Genomic DNA, 20,438 nt, shown 5'->3' with positions numbered 1-20,438 from the left:
TATACGAAAAATATATTTATGTTTAATGATATTTAAAAATGATTAAACAAAATTTAACAAAATATTAAAATTTGTTTTTATCAATAAGTTTAACCTTTAGTAAACAGGCTTTTTTTATTTGAAACGGTGTGTCTTTTTAATATTCTATAACTTTCTTCTTGAACAGTTTTGTCTTTTTTAAGTTTCCATAAAATATCACTTGCATTTTTTCTAGCTGTTTTTATGTCGACAATTGGTTTAGGGTAATGAATACCTAGCTCAAAATTATTAAACTGTTGATCTAAAGGTGTCATTAAATACGGTTCGTGAATAAAAGGTGTAGGAAGTTCTTTTAATTCTGGAACCCATTTTTTTATAAAAGTAGCATCTTCATCATGCTTTAAACTATTTTTAATAGGATTGTAAATTCGTAATAAATTAATACCCGTTTCGCCAGCACTCATTTGTAATTGGGGAAAGTGAATACCTGGTTCAAAATCTAAAAAAAGTTGAGATAAATGTTGCGATGCATGTTGCCAAGGTTGCCATAAAATATGTGTAAAAAAGGAAACTAACATCGCTCTCATTCTAAAATTTATGTAACCAGTTTCTTTTAAACATCGCATACAGGCATCTATAATCGGAAAACCTGTAGTTCCATCTTTCCAAGCTTCTTGGTATTTTTTTGAAATACTTTTTTTTAGTTTTAGATATCCTTTATTTATACTTTCGTTTTCCATGCTGTGTTCCATTTCAAACTTTTGAATAAAATGTGCTTGCCATCTTAATCTAGAAATAAATGCGCTAATATGTTTTTTATTACTATCTGTGGTGTTGTTTACGGCTTCCTGAAATATTTGTCTTATAGATACGTTTCCCCAGGCAATATAAGGAGATAGCCTGCTGCAGCTTTCTCTGGCCAATAAGGGTTTAGAAATATTAGACATATATTTCTCATGTCTTGTTTTAAAAAACGAATCAGCATATCTCCAGGCAAGTTTGGAACCTCCTTTTTGAAACGGAGTTTTTTTATTTGTTTCTAGATTTACCGTTCTAAATAATTTTTCTATCGCTTCAATTTCATTAATATTGATTAATTTATTAGCAGAAATATTAATTTTTATTTGAGAAGCGTACATATAGTTGTCCCATTTTTCAAACCAATCTTCTCTGTTTAGTAAACCTCTTAAAACGCCGTTGTTATTGTTTTCTATCCAATCAATTGTATTGTTTCTGCAGTATCTTTTAAATTCTTTGTCTCTATTAAAGGTTAGTAGTAAACCTGTTTCTTGATGCGAAAAAACCGTATTAATTTTATAGGTTGTTGCAAGTTGATTAAAAGCGGTTACAACTTCGGTTTCTACAGTTAAAATTTTAGAATTATATTTTTTTAAACGATCGTTTAAATCTTCGATAGATTGTTTTATAAAATTCCAGTGACGATTATCGTAATGCTCGTCACTTATTAAAGATGGTTCTAAAACATATAAAAACAGCGTACGTTTATTAGAATCGAAAGCATTGTAAATAGCTTCGTTATCTTCTAAGCGTAAATCTCTTTTAAACCAAACAACATTAATTTCTTCTCTATTAATATGCATCTATGTTTTCTATTATATGATTTGCTTTTTCTTTAATTTTTAATCTTTCTTCTGTAGACATTTTGTTTAGTAAACTATACATCATTTTCATTCGAAAATTAGAAGAAAGTTCGGTTTGTTTTTCGTCTAAGAAATTCCAGTATAAAGAGTTAAAAGGGCAAGCATCGTCTTCTAGCTTTTTTGTTTTTTTGTATGTACAAGACTCGCAATAATTACTCATTTTACCAATATAACTCCCGCTAGAAACATAAGGTTTGGTTGCAATTTTACCGCCATCTGCAAACTGACTCATGCCTCGAGTGTTTGGTAGCTGAACCCATTCGACAGCATCAACATAAATGCCTAAATACCAAGCATCAATTTCATCTGGATTAATTTGCGTTAATAAAGCAAAATTTCCTGTAATCATTAAACGTTGTATGTGGTGCGCGTAGCCGTTATTTAAAGAATTTTGAATTGCGTTTTTTAAACAATTCATTTTTGTTTTTCCTGTCCAAAAAAACTCTGGTAGCTTATTATTATTGTTTAAAAAGTTTTCATTTTTATAGTTTGGCATCAACATCCAATACATGCCTCTCATATATTCTCGCCAACCTAAAATTTGTCTAATAAAACCTTCTACTTGAGAAATGTTTATTTGGTCGATATTCTTTCTATAGGTTTCTAAAACCGAATTAATTATTTCTTTTGGCGATATCATTTTTGTATTCATGGCAAAAGAAATTCGGCTATGAAATAAATAAATTTTATCTGTGTGCATTGCATCTTGATAATCGCCAAAGTGCACCAATAAATTTTCACAGAAATACTCTAATTGTTCTAATGCTTGTTTTCTAGAAATTGGATACTCAAAATATTTTGCATTTATTTTACCAATAGTTTCAATTCCTGCTTTTTTAATTTCTGATAAAATATTTTCTAAGTTGTTATCGAAATTTATTTCTGTAGGAATTAAAACATCACCTTTCCATTTTTTACGATTGCTTGCGTCAAAATTCCATTTTCCGCCCTCTGGTTGTTCATTAACAATTAATATTTGATGTTTTTTTCGCATGTTACGATAAAAACTTTCCATTAAAAACTGTTTTTTACCTTTAAAAACTGTTTTTAAATCATCTCTTTCAGTATAAAAGTGTTCTGTAGAAAAAACCTGATTTGGTATATTTAAAGAAGATGAGAACTCAGACAATTGTCTGTCTAATCTGAATTCATCTGGCGCTAAATATTCGAATTTCTCAATAGCATATTCTTTGATTAACGTTTTTAAATTCTCAGTTAAATTTTGAACGTTTTTTTCATCATTTATTTTGTAATAAATTACTCGGTGATCTGCAGTTTCTAATTCTTCTGCAAAATTTCTCATTGCAGCGAAAAAGCCTACAACTTTCTGAATATGATGAGTAACATAATCTGTTTCTTGTCTCATCTCGAACATGCAATAGATGGTGTCTTTACAAGATTTATCAAACCAAGAATGTTTACTATTTAGTTGATCTCCAAGAATTAGTCTTAATTTCTTCATTTTAAAATAATGTTTTTTCTAACCAAATTTTTCTAAACTTGTAATTTGCATCATAGCGTTTTGCTTCAAGTTGCGTATTAAACTTTCTGTCTCGAGGGTCGTTACCAACGCCAGCAACATACATCCAATTTCCATAATTGCTATGAACGTCATAATCAATTAATAAAGATTCAAAATAAGCAGCGCCAATTCGCCAATCTATAAGAAGTTCTTTAGTTAAATAAGAAGCAACATTTTGTCTACCTCGGTTACTCATCCAACCAGTTTCTTTGAGTTCAATCATATTAGCATTTACAAAATCGTCTTTTGTAGTACCGTTTATCCAATTTTCAATTAGATTTTCATCTGAATTCCAAGTGTAGTTTTTTTCTAAAATTCCACCTATTTTAAAAATTCTATTATCGTATTTTAAAGAGATATATTTAAAATAATCGCGCCAAATTAATTCGAAAACAACCCAATATGTAGATTGATTTGCCCCAAATTCAGCTTCGAATTCTTTAATTTTCCAATAAATTGTTTTTGCTGATAAGCTACCGTTTGCGAGCCATGGAGAAAATTTGGTGCTATAATCTGTGCCAACTAATCCGTTTCTAGTTTTTTTATAAAAATTCACTTTTTTGGTTTCAAAAAAGTAATTATTCAATCTATTTAAGGCAGCATCTTCACCGCCAGAAAACTTAAATGCTGATTTCGGGTGGATTTCAAAATTATGAAAACCTAAATCTTTTAAGTGAGGAATACTAGTTTGATTTTCTATTAAATTTTCTTTTGGTAATGGAGTAGGAGTTGTTTCTGATTTAACTTTAACCGATTTTTCTAACTTTTTTCTAAAAGAAGTAAAAACATTCGGAATATTATTAAAATCATTAGAAACGGTTTCTGGATTGTAAAGAAATTGATCGTAATCTTCTATAAAGTAGATCTTGTTAGAGAAACTTTGTTGTATCAATTTGTTAGTTTCAACTTCTTCTTTTGTCCATTCTTTTTGAGAATATATGGTATCAATATTAAACTCTTTGCATATTTTGTTTAGATGATTTTGTGGTGCATCGTAAAAAGTTAGTAGAGTAATATTTAATTTTTGAAGGTTTTTTTGAAGATTTTTTACTGTTTCTATCAAAAATTGGGCTCTAAATTTTTCTGTTTTTTTAAAACCAAAAATCTCTTTTTTAAAATGCTTCGGATTAAAGTAAAATACTGCAATAACTCTTTTATGGTTTTCTATTGCTTTTTTTAAAGAGACATTGTCGTTAACTCGTAAATTATTACGAAACCATACTAAACCAGTATTTTCTTGTTTTTGCTGCATTTTTTACTACAATATTTTACATTTTCCCAGTTTTTTTCCCATTTTTTACGCCAGCTGAATGGTCTGTTGCAAACGATGCAAATCTTTTCTGGAAGGTGTTGTTTTTTCAAAATTATTTATTAATATTTTGTATCATTCCATTAAAAACAAACCAGTGAAAAGGCATTACAGAATACCAATATAATCTACCTGCTAAACCATGTGGTCTAAATGTTGCGGTTTGGTAGATGTGCCCATCTTCAATTTTAAATTCTAACCAAGCTTCGCCGGGTAAAATCATTTCTGCATACAACAGAAGTTTTCCTTTTTCTTTATCCGCATAAATAACACGCCAAAAGTCTAATGCATCACCAGCATTTAATTCTGTAGGATGTCTTCTGCCTCGTCTTAAGCCCGCTCCTCCAAAAAGTTGATCTATAAAACCTCTAATTTTCCATAGAAATGTGCCATAATACCAACCAGTTTCTCCACCTATAGCCCAGATTCTGTCAAGAGCTCTTTTCTTATTTTTAACTTTTCTCTTTTTAAAATCTTTAAAACATCCATATTCTGGAACGTTTATAAATTCATGTACAAAATTTTTTAATTTACCGCTACTTACGTAAGAATCTTTCCAACTAGAAATAATACTATTTTGTTCTATTTTTTTAAAAGCCAACTTAACGGCTTCTTTATAAGACATCGGTTTAACATTTAACAGATTGTTTATGTCACCTTTTTTGCCAATAACTTCTACACCCATCGAGTTTACAAGAGAACTAGCTAATTTATAAGACGTTGAGGTAACAAAATACAACCAATAAGAAGACAGTTTTGGCGTCATAACAGGTACAGTTAAGATGTACCTTTTTAACTTTCTTACTTCTGCAAATTGCAATAGCATTTCTTTATAAGTTAAAACTTCTGGGCCAAAAATATCGTGCGATGTGTTAAATAATTCTTTTTTATTTAAAGCTTTGTGTAAAAAAGATAAAACATCTCTAATAGCTAAAGGTTGTGTCTTTGTATTTAGCCATTTAGGTGCAATCATAGCAGGTAATTTTTCTACAATATCTCTAATGATTTCAAAAGAAGAACTACCAGAACCTACAATAATACCTGCTTTAAAAGTTGTTAATGCATACGTATCTGAAGCCAATGCGTTTTCTACATTTTTTCTAGATAATAAGTGCTTCGAAAGGTTTGTGTCGTTTGTAATTCCGCTTAAATAAATTACTTGTTGTAAATTAGATTTCTCTGCAAAGCGTTTAAAGTTGAATGCGCATTTTTCTTCTAAAGTATGAAATTCTTTAGCTGAATTAGACATAGAATGAATTAAATAGTAGGCAATATCTATATCTTTAGGAATTGCCTCTAAAGTATGTCCGTTTAAAAAATCGGCTTCAATTAATTCAATGTTTTTTTGATTTTTGTAATAATTTTGAGCTCTTTTTTTATCTCGTACAGGGCAAACTATGGTGTGACCGTCGTTAATTAATAACGGTATTAATCTTTTACCAATATAACCCGTTGCACCTGTAACAAGAATTTTCATACGCCTTTATTTTTTTGGTCTTTGGTAACTTAATTGTTTTTTAAATTTTGGTATGGCATAACTGTCTAAACCATTAATAGTAGTAACGTTACCTAGAGATAAATTTACCAAACCGTCTTCTTGTAAAAGAGTGTCTTTTATATAAAGCTCTTCAATTTGTGCTACAATAAGCATAACGTCGTTAGAAGAAACATATACTTCTTCAACAAATTTCATACACATTTGTACAGGACAATTTTTTACAAAAGGAGCATTATGATTTCCTTTGAATTCTTCTTCCAAATCAGTTTTATCAAATTCTGATACATTTTCTGGATATTTGGCAGAAGTGTGATGCGCATCTTCTATAATGTCTTCATAAATATGATTTATTGTGAAATATCCGTTATCTTTTATGTTTTTGTACGTATTTCTAGGCACTGTTGTTGGTCTTAAAATAAAACCTAATGTTGGCGGATTAGAACCTAAATGTGTTACAGAACTAAAAACAGCTACATTGCTAACACCTTCCTTAGAAATTGAACCTAATAAGTTGGCAGACTTAAAGCCAGAACAACTATTTATTAAATTAATTTTATAAATTTTTTCTAAGGATTGTATGTCTTCAAAATTGAAAAATGCCATTATAAATTTTTAAAATTATTTATTTTGATATTGGTCGCTTTTAAATCATGCATTAAATTATACAAACCAAAAAATGTTCTGTTGATGTATATAAAGTGTTTAGAGCCTCTGTTACCATTCATGTTTTTTAACTCAGTGCTTTTAGCATATTTTTGTCCTAAATCAGATATTTTTCCAAAGAAATTTTCATCAGAGAAGTCAAAGTTTTCTTCATGAAAAGGTTGTGTAAATAAACTTAACATTTCATGAAACATCGCTCTAAAGAAATCTAGTTCTTCTTTAGAATCGTCTTTTCTTAATATTTCTAATTCGAATAATTTTTCTTCAAAATAAACAGGATTCGAAATATTTTCTTTTTTTGCCAATTCAAAATAAGGAACATAAAAATCATTTGGTATTGTTTTCATACAACCAAAATCAATTACAATTAATTCATTTTCTGGAGAGATTAAAAAGTTTCCTGGATGTGGATCTGCATGTACTTTTTTTAATTTATGAATTTGAAACATATAAAAGTCCCAAAGTGCTTGCCCAATTTTTGTTGCTGTTTCTGTATTGTTTGTAGAAAATTCTGATAAATGCACACCATTCATCCAATCCATTGTAATAATTCTATCCGAAGATAAATCTGCATAATATTCTGGAAAGTTAAGATTTGGTATGTGTTTACAAGCGGCAACAATTTCTTTACTTTGTGCTACTTCTAAAACGTAATTGGTTTCTTCTACCAATTTGTTTTCTACTTCTTTAAAATATTTATCAGAATCTTTACCTCTAATATTAAACATTTTGATAGCAATTGGTTTTACCAAAGATAAATCTGATGCAATACTATCTGCAACACCCGGATATTGAATCTTTACAGCTAATTTTTTACCATTTTTTTCTGCTTTGTGCACTTGGCCAATACTAGCTGCGTTTATAGATACAGCATCAAATTTGTCATAAATTTCATTCGGATTTTTACCAAAATAACGTTTAAAAGTCTTTGTAACTAGTGCAGGTGAAAGTGGCGGAACAGAAAATTGTGATAAGGAAAATTTTTCTACATAAGCTTGTGGCAAAATACTTTTTTCCATGCTTAACATTTGCGCTACTTTTAGTGCACTTCCTTTTAATTGTTTTAAGCCATCATAAATATCTTCTGCATTGTTTTCGTTTAACTTTGCTTTTGCTTCTCCTTCTGATTTTGTGATTTTATCACCATAATACTTTAAATAATTAACTCCGATTTTAGCACCTGTAGTAACTAATTTAGAAGCTCTTTGAATTTTTGAAGTCGGTATAGAGTCTATTGTTTTCATTGGTATTAATTAAAGTTAATTTTTTCTTTAAGTATAAATTTTCCAAAATCGATAATGCTTTTTAAGGGTTTTACATCAATTAAATCAAACCTGGCATTAATAGATTTTTCAATAAATATATCCGTCTTTTCAAAAGAAGGAGAGGTGTCGTCTAACCAAAATTTCATGGTAACAATTAACTGCAACCAAGAAGATTCTTGTATAGTTTTACTTTGTATTTTTTCTAGCTTTTCTTGCTTAAGGTCAATTTTTTCGATACCAATATTGCTAACAAAAATTTTATAATCTTCACGTAACTCCTTTAGGTATTTTAAACTTTTTAAGTCGTTGTTTTCTTTTAATGCATAAACAACATAGCTTCTATTTGCGGTTAAGATTTCAAAAAAGGTAAAATAAAAACTTAACAATTTATTTCTAGCGTCGTAGGTAGGGTAGTCTTCACTTTTTGCTAAAATTTTTATGGTGTGGTTAAAAAATTCGCTAAATATAGATTCTTTAATAGCTTCAAAAGAACCGTAGAATTTATAAAAATCTGCTTCTTCGAAGTTGTTTTCTTTAGCAAAACTAAAAACAGTTTTAGGGTCATGGTTATTTTCTAGTACAAACTCCATGTACCAAGAAATTAAATTGTCTTTTGTGATGTTTTTCTTACGAGCCATAATTGATTAAATTTTATGTAAAGATACGAATGTTTAACGATATTTCAATTTAGTTAAACAATAATATTTTGTTAATACTATTTTTTTATAGTTTTGAAAATAGAGTAATACCTAGGTTTATAATTTTTAAGAATTAGTTTGTAGTGTTTTTCCTTTAAAAACATATATTTACAATAGATATTTCTAAATTAAAAGATACGAAATTATTTAACCATAAACTATAAAATTATATTATTAAATGATTATCAATAAATACTTAACTGTTTCTTTAGCAGTGTTTAGTTTTCTTTTTTTTACTGGTTGTAACCAAAAGAAAGAGCAAAATAAAACCTCTATCGACAATTCATTATCCGTAAAAAAAAGGAAGTCTGTTATGCCAAAGGGAATGGTTTGGGTCGACTCAAAAACATTTTTGATGGGCGCTAAAGAAGGTGACCAATTTGCAATGATGAGAGAAAAACCGGCCCACGAAGTATATGTAGACGGATTTTATATTGATAAAAATGAAGTTACAAACCTTCAGTTTAGAAAATTTGTAGAAGCTACGAACTATATTACCACTGCAGAAAAGCCTATTGATTGGGATGAAATTAAAAAGGATTTACCGCCAAATACTCCAAAGCCTGCCGATTCTATTTTACAACCAGGAAGTTTAATTTTTAATAAAAACGCAGGTAAAATTGTTTCTATGAATAATTATCAGCAATGGTGGAGTTGGAAAATTGGCGCAAATTGGAAACATCCAGAAGGACCAGGAAGTTCTATAGAAGGTAAAGACAATTATCCTGTTGTGCACGTGAGTTATAGTGATGCATTGGCGTATTGCAAATGGGCAAACAGAAGGTTGCCAACAGAAGCAGAATGGGAAGCTGCTGCGCAAGGTTTAAATAATGACAATATTTTTGTTTGGGGTAATAATAAAGAGGCTTTAAATAACAACGCTAATACTTGGCAAGGAACTTTTCCTACAGAAAATAACTCGGTAGACGGTTTTGAATACATTTCTCCTGTAAGTTCTTATCCAGCTAATGATATTGGTTTGTATGATATGGCAGGTAATGTTTGGGAAATGACTTCAGACTTGTTTAATGTAAATTACTATAAATCTTTAAACAAAGATGAAGTTTTAAACAATCCAAAAGGAGCTGAAAAATCATATTCGCCGGCAAATCCTTATCAATTAGAATATGTTATGAAAGGTGGATCATTTTTATGTCACGAATCATACTGCGCAAGTTTTAGAATATCAGCAAGAATGGGAATGGAACCAAGTTCTAGCTCAGACCACATTGGTTTTAGAACAGTAGTTACCAAAGAAATGTTAGAAAAATAAAAAAGCTTAAAAATCTTCTGATTTTTAAGCTTTTTGTCGGGGTGGCAGGATTATAACTACCACTCTAATATCTTTAATTATCAATTAGTTACAAATTATCTCCTTTTTGAGGTAACCGAATAGGTAACTTTAATGATAAGAACTTTCGTTTTGAATTGCTTTATACAAAAGTGGTGCAAATATAATACGCTTATACATACAATCCAACATAAATTTACGCAAATTTTATGATTTATAAAAGTAATTTTGCAACTAATTAATATACAGATTAATAATGTCTATTTCAATCCCAGAATATTCTGAAAATTCATTGATAGTAACAAATTGATGAGGCTTTTTGTCCAAGTGTTCTTTGATTTGATTTAAAAGTTTACGCCCATAACGCTCACTTCGACCTGTAATGCGTTGAATGTCTTTTGGATATATACATGCTCTTTTTGTAATCATCATACTTTATCTATGCTTTAACCATATTTAAAACCAGTAGTGTCATTTTAGGAGTATTTAGGTTTAATCGGTAAGAATGGTTTTAATCGGTTTCTCTTTTTCTTTAGTAAGTCATAAAGTTACGTGATTTGAAATATTAATCATAAAAAAAGTAAAAATTATGGCAAAACAAACCGGAATTATTAAATTAAAAGGAACTATCGGAGGTATTTCTTTTTACAAAACAGCAGATGGACATTTAGCTCGAGAAAAAGGCGGTGTGGATAAAAATAGAATCCAGAATGATCCTGCCTTTCAAAGAACTCGTGAAAATGGTTCTGAATTTGGAAGAGCAGGTAAAGGTGGTAAAGTATTGCGAAATGCAATTCGTGTGCTTTTGCAAAATGCAAAGGACAAAAGAGTTGTCTCTCGTTTGACAAAATCTTTAGTGGCTATCACAAAGACAGATACGACTAATGAAAGAGGTTTAAGAACGTTGCAAGATGGAAACTTAAACCTTTTAGAGGGTTTTGAATTCAATTTGAATGGAAAGTTAGGAGCAACTTTATTTGCTGCATTTACAAAAACATTTGACAGAGTTTCTGGAGATACCACTTTAGATTTGGCTGCATTTTCACCAACTGTTAGAATTGCTGCACCTGCAGGAACTACCCATTTTAAAGTAGTAATGGGGGCTTCTGAATTAGATTTTGTAAATGAAACTTCAACATTTGAAAATGATGAAACAGCAATTTTGCCTTATACTGCTGCAAATACTGCTGCAATTGCATTATCTGCAACAATTACTGCTAATTCTACATTACCAGTAGTACAGGTTTTAGGTGTAGAGTTTTATCAAGAGGTGAATGGAGAAATGTATGCCCTTAAAAATGGTGCTTACAATGCGCTATCTGTTGTTACAATTGATACTCCGTAATAATGGAGTTAGTGCTTCAAAGAGCTTATTTTAAAGAGGGTACTAACGGTACTCTCTTTTCTTCTGATAATTTTCTTTGTCATACCATTGAGTTACCCTGGTTAAATAATAAGAGAAATGTTTCTTGTATTCCTGAAGGAGCCTATGAAGTTGTTCCTAGATTTTCGAAACGATTTCAGCATCATTTGATTTTGAAAAATGTCAAAGGGAGAAGCTATATTTTATTTCATCCAGCAAATAATGCCTTAAAAGATTTACAAGGCTGTATTGCTCCTGTAACTTACTTATATGGTATTGGTAGAGGTGTATATTCCAAGGATGCACTACAGAAACTATTATCATTAGTTTATCAAGCTAAAGACCGAAAAGAAAAAATACTATTAAAAATTAAATCACAGAATTATGAAAATTATAGAACGTTATAAAAAACCAACTCCGAAATTTTTTAGAGTATTAAGAAATATAGGTATTGCATTAGCTACTGCAGGAGGTGCTATTATTGCAGCTCCTGTTAGTATACCTGCTGCAATAATTACTGTGGCAACCTATATGACTGTTGCAGGAACTGTAGCTACAGCAGTTAGTCAAGCTGTTGTTTCTGAGGAAAAAAAGGATGAATAAAATATGTTTCAGAACGATATACAAATAAAGTCAGGTGTTGTTGGGGGAACATTACTTTCTACAGTTTTTACTATTAGTTTAGACGATATACTTTTTACTATTATTATGGCTGTTATTGGAGCAATTGTTAGTTTTTCTGTTTCTACATTATTAAAGTGGTTGTTTTTTAGAAAGCAAAAAAAGAATACCTAGTTTTAGTACTGGGTATTCTTTTTTTTTTTCATTGACTAGGTAGTAAGAATTTCGTTTTCAATGAGAATTATTCTAGTTTTTAAATGTCTTTGTCTAGCAAGTTGAATTATGTTTTTTGTTCCTTTACTTTTTCCATCCCAAAAAGCAATTAATGCGTCTGCATATATTGCCATTTGGTTATTTCTTTTAGGTCCAGCAGCTTTTCCGTATTTTATCCAATCAGCCGGAAATTTTATGATTTTGATTTTTTTTTCGGACGCGTATTGCTCTCCTAATTTGTCTGCACCTTTGTAATGAGCTCCAGATACAATCTCGATATTTTTATAATCCTGGAGAAATTTATCACATTCTTGCTTTAATTTTTGATAGTTGTTGAAGTTTCTGCTCCCAGCTATAATTATTTTCATAGTTTAATTTGTTAAGATCTTAGTAAGGCTATTTTTAGTTTTGATATAGTTGACAATTGTTGTTGTAAGTTTTCTTCGAAAGCAGTTATTTTTTTAAGTTTTTCAACCTTCAATTGCCATTGTTGTTCTTCATAGTTCTGCAGCGCAGTATTGATTACTTTTTTTACGTCTGAAATATCAATAAATGGAATGACAGAACCTTTTAAATAATACCCAAAGTATTGACCAACTTTTAAAGATAAACACAGGTAATACAAAGACTCTCTATTTGCTGTAGAAGTTGTGGAAATTACAAAGCAGTTTGGACAAGGTTTGTCTAATGGCTTTCCAGAATTTAATCCTTTATTCAAAATAAAAAAATGTGGGTTTGGGTAAGTTCGTCCAATTTTGTGGGTTTTGATTTCAAAAATTTGCATAAGTATCCATTTTTTAGGTTTAGATTCTTTTGCTATTTTTTTTGCCCATAAAATTTTGGAAAGGAAAACAACAAAAAGAAAGCTGTTTCTAAATGGAGAGGATAGACTATCAAGGTTTTTGAAAAAAATACTACCAACTACTGAATGTTGAATTTTAAGTATTAAGTTGTTATTTGGTGGAGATTTTTTTCAAAACCCGAAGGGCTTGACCTTTATAGGCTAAAAGCGGAGGCTTTTAAAAGACAAAATATTATACAATTAAATTTTTTCTTGAATGAAACAGATGCTGAAAGTATTGCAACATTAAGGGAACCATTTGTTTTGCTGTCTTTTTTTTGTTTTTCTTTTTATCCTTTACTTTTTATTATATCTATAATGATAGATTTTATCTGGATTTTTTTTGTGATTACTTAACGAAATGAAACAAACAAAGACTTGAGATAAGGAATACTTGGACTTAGCGATGGTTTTGTGCAGTTAAATGAGGTAAGGGATTATAAAAAAATAAAATACCTAGTGCGCTGGCAGCAGCGAACATAAGTGTATAACTTTTTATTTGTTTTGTTCTGTTTTTATTAATGGTTTTGTTAAAAGTGAATGCTTCAGAAAACGTATTTATTTTAACTTAATTTTTATTTTAAACTAATATTTTATGATTAGTAAATACTCATTTACTTTTAGTGAAAACAATGTTACCTTATTTTCTGACAAATAAAAATTTATACTCTTATTGGCTTTTTTTTGATTTTATGGGTGCTTTATAATTGTAATATAAACTGAAATATTAATAATTTTAGTAATGTTAATTTAAATTACAAATAAGCACTTATAAAAACAATGCAACAAATACGGAATGTTGTTTAAATAACTAATTTTATTGTTGATAACGGATTTGCGCGATGGAAGAGCGGCTATTTTACATAATGGCGTTATAGACCAGAAAGTGAATGAATGTGTATATAACTGCGCATTATGTTAATATAGCTTTGAGGAGTTTTGTGTTTTATGAAAAAAATATAAAAGCTTTGCTTTTTAGAGTTGTGAAATGAGTTTACGAATGCAACAAACTCTAAAATGCAAGTACCTTTAGAATATTAAAACGCTAAACTTGCGTTGGCGCGCTGAACAAACCAAAAAAACAGAGGGTTTTGAGGAACGAGAAAACTGGATTTTGGTTTTTGTGGTGTTTATTCTTCCCAAATAATACTAATAATGGTTTTGTATTGCTTTGTGGGTATACAATATTCCATAAAATCTGAATCTTCTTGATCTTCATAAATTTTAAACCAGGTAGAACGCTCTATTTCTTGAGCTTTATCATCACCTTTGTATATAAATTCATAATCTGCATCAATATATTCTTTTGCAACTGAATCTTCAGGAGGTGAAAGTTTTGTAACGTCTTTTAGCCACCCTTTTAAATCAGGAGATTTTCTCCAATATCTAACTATGCCATCAGAAATAAAAACAACTAATAATGGAAAAACATCTAAAGTTATCAATCTATAAACTACAGAAGTTAAACTAGTCTTAAATCTATTTGATATTTCCTTAATTAAAGATGGACTAAAAGGTTTATGTTCTATAAATTTTCGAAAAACACTTTCTGGCATTAATAGTTCAGAAGCAAAATCATTTGCTTCATATTCTTGAATTCCTTTTTTGGCTTGATGTTCAATGTTTTTAAACCAGTTTAAGGTATTTGAATTTTCATTATGAACTGCCAAATCTAATTTATCGTGAAGCAGATAATGGCCAACTTCATGAGCAATTGTAAATCTTTTTTTTTCTTCGTATAAAATTTCTGAATTTATCTTAATTAAGGTTTTAGTGTTTCCTCTGATTATTTTCCCATCAGAATTTTTTAATGGCTCTTCAATTAATGTTGCCCCTAGAGCTGAAACAAATAAATCCATAGGCATATCTGTAATATCATATAAACCAATTTCTTCTAAAAGTTCTTTTGCTTTTCTAGAACCCTTATTATTCATCATTTAATTTTTCCAAGATCTCTAACAAGTTTTGATCCTTAATAATGTCTTTTATTTCTTCAATTGTTAGATTTTCAAGATTTCTATATTGTATTTGAAATTCATTGTTATTAATGAGATTCTTTAAGTAACTAACTGGCTTTTCGATATGACTTTCTATTGCCTTATGTAACAATTTTGTAGCTTTCTCTAGAAGTTGTACATCATTTTGTTTATTGATGTAACCCTTTATGAAAAATGATTGTCTCTTGAACATTTTTTGAGAAAACTCTTCAATTTCATTAATATTATAATCGAAAGTTTCTAGTTCAGAGTCTAAAAGCGAACTATTATCCTCTAACATTTGTGAAATTATTGCTTTGTCAATCTTCTTTACGAAATTATTTTTCATAACCTAATTCATTTAGTTTAATCTTTAAAATAGGAAGTTTTCTATCTAACTTCTTTTTTAAGTTTGTAATGACATTGAGAGGAATACCAAATAAGTCGGCTAAATCTTTCCTTTTCATTTCGTGAATAATATATGGTTCAAAAAGTAGTAATTCATCGTCGCTACAACCTAATTTCTCTAAAATATCTATACAGGCAGATAAAATTTGCTCATAATCATAATTTTCAACCGTTTCTATATTTTCATTTTCATAAATTTCGAAAATATTATTTATTTTTTCCAATTCTGAAGAAATGTAATTATAAATTACACTATCTAAAGAACTAATTATCTGTTGTTTTATATCAGGAAACTTGTCCTTATACCAGTTTCTACCATCTTTCTTTAGTAAAGTCTCAAATGTGTTACTTATTAAATCTTCAACCATAATACCTCTAAATCCTTTACCTAGATCATATTTTATGTTAAAGGTTAGATGTAGTCTTTTTATTGAATATTTTACTAAAACAGAATAGAATTCTGGTGTTAATGCTGTCTTAATAGCTTTACATTTTTCATCAAAAGTTGCAATATCTCTTTTTTCAACTTTCATCTATATAGTAATGCTAATATTTTTAATAATTTTTCCATAGTAATGGCAATTTATCATTTTTTTATAGCATTACATTGTATAAAACTAAAAAAAATATAATTATGGCAAAATGGGCAGACTATTTAATATCTCATGTTAGAAGAGATTCTAATGGAAATGTTACAAGTGTTTTAATGCATGAAGACAAAGGAGAATCAATCTTACAATTGGGAATAAAAACTAAAAATGAGGTAATAGTTCTAATTAAGAAAGGTTACACTTTTAAAACAGTAATATGGGGTTATCCAAAATGGAATAAAGGAGCTGATGTTCATATTGTAAAAATTGGTAACGAAGAGTTTATAAGAACTGATCGAAATAAAACAGACAAAGATAATTTAGACAACTTAATCCCATTAAATTAAATTTTATGGCAACAAATGGTAAAAGCGGAGATAATCGCAGACATGGAGCAGTCAAAGGGCGCTCACAAGTAAAAAGCCCAAAAACTGATATTTGGGTAAAAAAAGATTCGGAAACTGGACGTTTTATAGATGGTAAAACATCAAGTAAAACACCTTTTAAAGGAGTTCGAAAAGAAAATTAAGTTATGGAGGATTATAATAGATTATTAAACAGCTTAAAACCAATAGATGTCATTGTAGCTAAAAAAAGAGATGGTTTAGGAAGAATTCTAAATCACTACATCGTCTATTTAGGTAATGGGATATTTGTTGGAAATTTAAAAGGAAGTGTAAAACAAGTTACATATCCAGAACTCTTTGAATTATTGGAAGTATATGAACCAATAAAAATAAGAAAGTTTACTGGTAATCATTTTGATGCTAAAGAAGCAGTAATTAGAGTGAGACAAAAATTAGGGCAACCTTATAGTTTTTTAGGATTTAACTGTGAGCATTTTGCTAATTGGGTACAATATGGGAAAGAAACTAGCAGTCAAGTTACTAATGGTTTTCTAATATTGGCAGGTTTAGGCACTTTAAAATTAATTACTGGCGGAGATGGAAAAAGATAGATTGAAATATACTATAAATAGATTTGATCATTATTTTGATAGTGTTAATAATAAAACTGCTGTTTATATAGCAATAAATACTTTTATTACTGGAGGTGTTATAGTATTGCTTACACAAACTGAAATTGTTAAAGACTTAATAATTGCTGGACAAGTTATTGTTTGGTTATTATTAATTACTGGTATTATAAATCTAATTGTACTATCTATTGCAAGCATCCCTTTTTTTTCAACCAAACCAAAATCTATCTACTATTTTGGAGCGATATCTAAAATGACACAATCCGATTTTAATAAAACTTCTAAAAATTATACACAAAAAGAAGAATTAAAAGATTTAAGGTCACAAGCTTTTGTTCTTTCAGAAGGCTTAACAAAAAAATTTACAAAACTAAAATTAGCAGGAATATTATTAGTGATTCAATTTTCTATGCTATTATTAATTTTAACAACCATATTAATTAAACTATAAATAAAGAGTTATGAGCATTTTTAACCCATATTTGGATGTTATCAAAAAAGCAATAGATAAAGATCCTAAACAAAACAATATTAGACTTTTTTCTGAACAACCAGAATCTGATTTTGACACAAGTTATATAAAAGCATTACGAAATGAATTACCTGGTTTAGAAAAATTAAATGAATCTTCTCGTTTAGTTAAAGGTCTTAATGCTTTAGAAATAGAGAACTTACCAAGATTAGGAAATCATCCTGATTTTGCAGACTTAAGAAATACATCAGATACAGAAAAGCATTGGATTATTTCAGCTTTTGTTGATGTGCAAAAAAGCACTCAACTACATAATCGCTTTACTCTTGCAACTGCAGCATTAATTACTGAAAGTATTGTAAAGGCATCTATTTTTGCAGTTAATTTATGTGGAGGATATGTACATAGAATACAAGGAGATGGTTTAATGGTTTATTTTGGAGGCAAAAAAATTGATAAAGGACAAGCAACAAAAGATGCTTTAAAAGCTTTTGCAATGATTTCTTACTTTGTAAAAAATGATTTAAAAGAGTATTTTGAATCAATGAATATCAAAGACATATCTACAAGAACTGGTATTGATTTAGGACACGATAGCCAAGTGCTTTGGATGTATTCAGGATTGAGTAATTCTGGAGAAGTGACTACGTGTAGTCTGCATACAAGTCTTGCTCCTAAAATGCAAGCTAATGCAACCTCAAACGGAATCGTTACTGGGCAAAATATTGTTAATCAAATTTCTTCATCAGATAAGTATTTTAAAGTAAAGAATAGCACTATTTGGGATTACGAAGATGGCCGATTTTATAACCAATATGATTTCAATTGGGAAAAGTATCTTGTAGATAATGAATTTGCAAAGCAAAATATTGATGGTGATTTAATTTTAAACATCGGTAATACACTAGCTCCAATATTAAACCCAGCTCATTTAAGACCTATTGCAGAGATAAATAAACCATATTTTAAGTTTTAATGAATTATTGTTTAAAGAAAGATACTGAAGATTTTTTAGAAAAATATTTTAATTTTAGTATTAACACTGAAATGGAAATACAAAATTGTTTAGTTTTAGATGGTGTTATTGATATTATAGATAAGGAAGGTGTTTTTTGGCAAAATTATAATATAAGAATACTTTTATCAAAATTAAACTATCCAAACGTTATTCCAGAAGTTTTTGAATTAAGTTCTAAAATAGATAGGGATATAAAATTTCATATTGATACAAATGGAAAATGTTGTTTGGATATCTACCATAGATTAGCTTTAGTTCAAAGAAGAGGAATAAATATTATTGATTTTTATAAAAGATTTGTTTATCCTTTTTTTGCGAACCATCAATTTAAAATTAAAACTGATTCTTATGCAAATGGTGAATATGATCATGATATAGCTGGTGTAATACAATATTATAAAGAAGAGTTTGAACTAACTGATTTTACTATTATTATCAAATATCTTGAGTGTTCTTTGGGGATTTTAAAAGCTGAACGCAACAGAGAGTGCCCCATATGTGGTAAACCAAAATATAAAAAATGTTGTGCTATGAAAGTTGAAAAATTAAAGAGCTATGGAAACAAATTATTAAAATTAGATTTAAAAATTTTCAAAGAGAATTTATCTACTATTACTTCTTAAAGTTTTCCACCCACCTTTCTACCCACTTACGGAAGTATGTAGTTTATTTTCCAATGACCACCTTTTGCGCTTCCTACTCTTTCAATAAGTCCACGATCTTTTAAAGCATTTAGATTATTATCAATAGCAGTAGCACTTAAGCCAATTATTTCTTCTAATTCTCTTTTAGAAACTTTATTATTTTTATGAATAACTTTAATAATATTAACTCTATTATCTGTTAGATTATCTACCCACTTATTTACCCACTTATTAAAATCAAAAGGTCTTCTAAATGTTACAGTAAATATACCTTCAGTATTAAATTCAGGTGGCGTTAAATTATTTTCTAACATTAAATCTCTCATTCTACTAATACCAGAACCTACTTGTTCTACCATTCGTATTCTTTCAAAAAGACCAAATATTAAAGGATTTCTACTTAAACTTCTTTTTCCAAATTCATTTTTAGGAATTCCACTTACTAAACCACCAGGATTAGAAACTTCAATTCTATCATTAAAAACTTCCACAGAAATACGAGCTCCTTTATCATAATAATCTCTATGTGCTAAAGCATTTATAATTGCTTCTTTAAAAACTGTTTCGGGTATTTCCCATATTTCTTTTCGAGGTTCTGAACCATTTCCTTCAATATCATAACGCACATTTAGTTTTGTTTTTAACCAAGACATTGTTTGCAAAAATTGCTGATACAAAGTACCTGTCATTATCTTATCATCAGTAATATATCTTTTATCAATACCATCAAAAACAATACATCTAATTACTGCTTTTTCAAAAAAATATTCTGGATTTTCTGCAAAAAATAAAGTAGCCCCATTTTTAAGGAAGCCTTCTTTAGTTACTAATTTTAAATTGTTGAATACTTGTTCGTTTGAAACTGTAGTACCTAAACCTGCTAATTCTCTAAATTGATTGATGTTGGTATTAGGAATATCTTTAGTAATATCAATTGTCTTACAAGGTGCTTCGTCGTAATAAATCTTATCAGCTTGCTGAAAGAAATCTCTCATTTCTTCTACCGTAGTTAATTTTTGAGAATTAGGACCTTGACGCACATAAATAGCACCAGAAAGAACATAAGGTTTATTTATACCTGAAGGAACTTCAATTATTACAGTTTCTTTTTTATCAATAGTTGTTGTGTAAATATTGCAATGTAATGTTGGTGTAATTTCATTTATTGAATTCTGCAAAGCAGAACGTTTTGCATTGTTAAAATTAACTCCTTGAATATTATTTGCATCATCAACACCCAAAATAAGAGTACCACCAGAAGCATTTGCAAAAGCACAAATTTCTTCTGTAACTTCTTTTATTTTATTAGGAATTCTTACTTTAAATTCAAGATTGAATCCTTCTCCAGAATTTATAAGTGATTTTATTTCGTTGATACTTAACATAAATTATTGGGTAGTTACTATTCACAAATCTATTAAAATTGT

26 protein-coding genes are annotated in these 20,438 nt (G+C 29.1%); 11 read left to right on the top strand and 15 right to left on the bottom strand.

Going from position 1 to position 20,438, the window contains the following annotated elements; all coding sequences use genetic code 11:
• Positions 1 to 89: 89 nt before the first annotated feature.
• From WG950_RS05885 to WG950_RS05850, 8 genes are read right to left on the bottom strand one after another with little or no spacing between them, the layout of a single operon-like run.
• Entirely contained in the window at positions 90 to 1,580 is a 1,491-nt protein-coding gene (locus WG950_RS05885) for a cryptochrome/deoxyribodipyrimidine photo-lyase family protein (protein ID WP_340934821.1), read from the bottom strand.
• The gene (locus WG950_RS05880) at positions 1,570 to 3,102 is read right to left on the bottom strand and encodes a cryptochrome/photolyase family protein (protein ID WP_340934819.1); all 1,533 of its coding nucleotides are present in this window, start codon (positions 3,100 to 3,102) and stop codon (positions 1,570 to 1,572) included. Before WG950_RS05880 ends, WG950_RS05885 begins: the two co-directional genes overlap by 11 nt.
• 1 nt (position 3,103) lies before the next feature.
• A complete protein-coding gene (locus WG950_RS05875) occupies positions 3,104 to 4,414 on the bottom strand; it encodes a DASH family cryptochrome (protein ID WP_340934818.1) in 1,311 nt (436 codons plus the stop codon).
• Positions 4,384 to 4,524 (bottom strand): DUF2256 domain-containing protein, encoded by a 141-nt coding sequence (locus WG950_RS05870; protein ID WP_340934816.1) that lies wholly within the window; start codon positions 4,522 to 4,524, stop codon positions 4,384 to 4,386. The genes WG950_RS05875 and WG950_RS05870 overlap by 31 nt, the downstream gene beginning before the upstream one ends.
• 2 nt (positions 4,525 to 4,526) lie before the next feature.
• Entirely contained in the window at positions 4,527 to 5,948 is a 1,422-nt protein-coding gene (locus WG950_RS05865) for an SDR family oxidoreductase (protein ID WP_340934814.1), read from the bottom strand.
• A gap of 6 nt (positions 5,949 to 5,954) precedes the next feature.
• Positions 5,955 to 6,572 (bottom strand): flavin reductase family protein, encoded by a 618-nt coding sequence (locus tag WG950_RS05860; RefSeq protein ID WP_340934812.1) that lies wholly within the window; start codon positions 6,570 to 6,572, stop codon positions 5,955 to 5,957.
• Entirely contained in the window at positions 6,572 to 7,876 is a 1,305-nt protein-coding gene (locus tag WG950_RS05855) for an ABC1 kinase family protein (RefSeq protein ID WP_340934811.1), read from the bottom strand. Before WG950_RS05855 ends, WG950_RS05860 begins: the two co-directional genes overlap by 1 nt.
• A gap of 5 nt (positions 7,877 to 7,881) precedes the next feature.
• Complete coding sequence (locus WG950_RS05850) at positions 7,882 to 8,535, bottom strand: TetR family transcriptional regulator C-terminal domain-containing protein (protein WP_340934810.1); 654 nt, start codon at positions 8,533 to 8,535, stop codon at positions 7,882 to 7,884.
• 238 nt (positions 8,536 to 8,773) lie between these two features.
• Between WG950_RS05850 and WG950_RS05845 the strand changes: the two genes are divergently transcribed.
• Positions 8,774 to 9,868 (top strand): formylglycine-generating enzyme family protein, encoded by a 1,095-nt coding sequence (locus WG950_RS05845; RefSeq protein ID WP_340934807.1) that lies wholly within the window; start codon positions 8,774 to 8,776, stop codon positions 9,866 to 9,868.
• A 252-nt stretch (positions 9,869 to 10,120) separates the two neighbouring features.
• Here the strand turns inward: WG950_RS05845 and WG950_RS05840 are convergent, their stop codons facing one another.
• Positions 10,121 to 10,315, bottom strand: a complete 195-nt coding sequence (locus WG950_RS05840; RefSeq protein ID WP_340935241.1) for a hypothetical protein — start codon at positions 10,313 to 10,315, stop codon at positions 10,121 to 10,123.
• 160 nt (positions 10,316 to 10,475) lie between these two features.
• On the opposite strand from WG950_RS05840, the gene WG950_RS05835 reads away from it, so the two are divergent.
• The 4 genes from WG950_RS05835 to WG950_RS05820 are packed head-to-tail and all read left to right on the top strand — an operon-like array spanning position 10,476 to position 12,044.
• Positions 10,476 to 11,231, top strand: a complete 756-nt coding sequence (locus WG950_RS05835) for a hypothetical protein (protein ID WP_340934805.1) — start codon at positions 10,476 to 10,478, stop codon at positions 11,229 to 11,231.
• Between the two features lie 2 nt (positions 11,232 to 11,233).
• Positions 11,234 to 11,656, top strand: coding sequence for a DUF5675 family protein (locus WG950_RS05830; protein WP_340934804.1), 423 nt, complete (start codon positions 11,234 to 11,236; stop codon positions 11,654 to 11,656).
• Entirely contained in the window at positions 11,634 to 11,852 is a 219-nt protein-coding gene (locus tag WG950_RS05825) for a hypothetical protein (protein ID WP_340934802.1), read from the top strand. Before WG950_RS05830 ends, WG950_RS05825 begins: the two co-directional genes overlap by 23 nt.
• A 3-nt stretch (positions 11,853 to 11,855) precedes the next feature.
• Positions 11,856 to 12,044, top strand: a complete 189-nt coding sequence (locus WG950_RS05820) for a hypothetical protein (protein ID WP_340934800.1) — start codon at positions 11,856 to 11,858, stop codon at positions 12,042 to 12,044.
• Positions 12,045 to 12,079: 35 nt separating this feature from the next.
• Here WG950_RS05820 and WG950_RS05815 read toward each other — a convergent pair whose 3' ends face one another.
• The 5 genes from WG950_RS05815 to WG950_RS05795 all read right to left on the bottom strand — a co-directional run bounded on the left by WG950_RS05815 (position 12,080) and on the right by WG950_RS05795 (position 15,841).
• Complete coding sequence (locus WG950_RS05815; RefSeq protein WP_340934798.1) at positions 12,080 to 12,451, bottom strand: DUF2493 domain-containing protein; 372 nt, start codon at positions 12,449 to 12,451, stop codon at positions 12,080 to 12,082.
• Between the two features lie 11 nt (positions 12,452 to 12,462).
• Positions 12,463 to 12,867, bottom strand: coding sequence for a DUF6943 family protein (locus WG950_RS05810; RefSeq protein WP_340934796.1), 405 nt, complete (start codon positions 12,865 to 12,867; stop codon positions 12,463 to 12,465).
• 1,187 nt (positions 12,868 to 14,054) lie between these two features.
• Positions 14,055 to 14,861, bottom strand: coding sequence for an ImmA/IrrE family metallo-endopeptidase (locus WG950_RS05805; protein WP_340934794.1), 807 nt, complete (start codon positions 14,859 to 14,861; stop codon positions 14,055 to 14,057).
• Positions 14,851 to 15,249 carry a hypothetical protein gene (locus WG950_RS05800; protein WP_340934793.1) on the bottom strand — a complete coding sequence of 133 codons (399 nt, stop codon included), beginning with the start codon at positions 15,247 to 15,249 and terminating at the stop codon, positions 14,851 to 14,853. The genes WG950_RS05805 and WG950_RS05800 overlap by 11 nt, the downstream gene beginning before the upstream one ends.
• Positions 15,239 to 15,841 carry a hypothetical protein gene (locus WG950_RS05795; protein ID WP_340934791.1) on the bottom strand — a complete coding sequence of 201 codons (603 nt, stop codon included), beginning with the start codon at positions 15,839 to 15,841 and terminating at the stop codon, positions 15,239 to 15,241. Before WG950_RS05795 ends, WG950_RS05800 begins: the two co-directional genes overlap by 11 nt.
• Before the next feature lie 101 nt (positions 15,842 to 15,942).
• Here WG950_RS05795 and WG950_RS05790 point away from each other — a divergent pair, with 101 nt between their 5' ends.
• Genes WG950_RS05790 through WG950_RS05765 form a run of 6 tightly spaced genes read left to right on the top strand, consistent with a single transcriptional unit; the run spans position 15,943 to position 18,990 of the window.
• The gene (locus tag WG950_RS05790; RefSeq protein WP_340934789.1) at positions 15,943 to 16,245 is read left to right on the top strand and encodes a DUF3892 domain-containing protein; all 303 of its coding nucleotides are present in this window, start codon (positions 15,943 to 15,945) and stop codon (positions 16,243 to 16,245) included.
• Between the two features lie 5 nt (positions 16,246 to 16,250).
• The gene (locus WG950_RS05785; protein ID WP_340934787.1) at positions 16,251 to 16,427 is read left to right on the top strand and encodes a hypothetical protein; all 177 of its coding nucleotides are present in this window, start codon (positions 16,251 to 16,253) and stop codon (positions 16,425 to 16,427) included.
• Between the two features lie 3 nt (positions 16,428 to 16,430).
• On the top strand, positions 16,431 to 16,856 hold the full coding sequence (locus WG950_RS05780) for a lecithin retinol acyltransferase family protein (RefSeq protein ID WP_340934785.1): 426 nt from the start codon (positions 16,431 to 16,433) through the stop codon (positions 16,854 to 16,856).
• Entirely contained in the window at positions 16,843 to 17,328 is a 486-nt protein-coding gene (locus tag WG950_RS05775) for a Pycsar system effector family protein (RefSeq protein ID WP_340934784.1), read from the top strand. The genes WG950_RS05780 and WG950_RS05775 overlap by 14 nt, the downstream gene beginning before the upstream one ends.
• 10 nt (positions 17,329 to 17,338) lie before the next feature.
• Positions 17,339 to 18,325, top strand: a complete 987-nt coding sequence (locus WG950_RS05770) for a hypothetical protein (protein WP_340934783.1) — start codon at positions 17,339 to 17,341, stop codon at positions 18,323 to 18,325.
• On the top strand, positions 18,325 to 18,990 hold the full coding sequence (locus tag WG950_RS05765; RefSeq protein ID WP_340934781.1) for a hypothetical protein: 666 nt from the start codon (positions 18,325 to 18,327) through the stop codon (positions 18,988 to 18,990). The genes WG950_RS05770 and WG950_RS05765 overlap by 1 nt, the downstream gene beginning before the upstream one ends.
• A 26-nt stretch (positions 18,991 to 19,016) precedes the next feature.
• Here WG950_RS05765 and WG950_RS05760 read toward each other — a convergent pair whose 3' ends face one another.
• The gene (locus tag WG950_RS05760; protein ID WP_340934780.1) at positions 19,017 to 20,396 is read right to left on the bottom strand and encodes a helix-turn-helix domain-containing protein; all 1,380 of its coding nucleotides are present in this window, start codon (positions 20,394 to 20,396) and stop codon (positions 19,017 to 19,019) included.
• Between the last annotated feature and the right edge of the window lie 42 nt (positions 20,397 to 20,438).

The sequence above is a fragment of the Polaribacter marinaquae genome, from assembly GCF_038019025.1.
In the GTDB taxonomy this organism is placed as follows: domain Bacteria; phylum Bacteroidota; class Bacteroidia; order Flavobacteriales; family Flavobacteriaceae; genus Polaribacter; species Polaribacter marinaquae.
The sequence above is the reverse complement of the archived record's forward strand: the minus strand, read 5'-3'. Positions and strand labels throughout refer to the sequence as shown.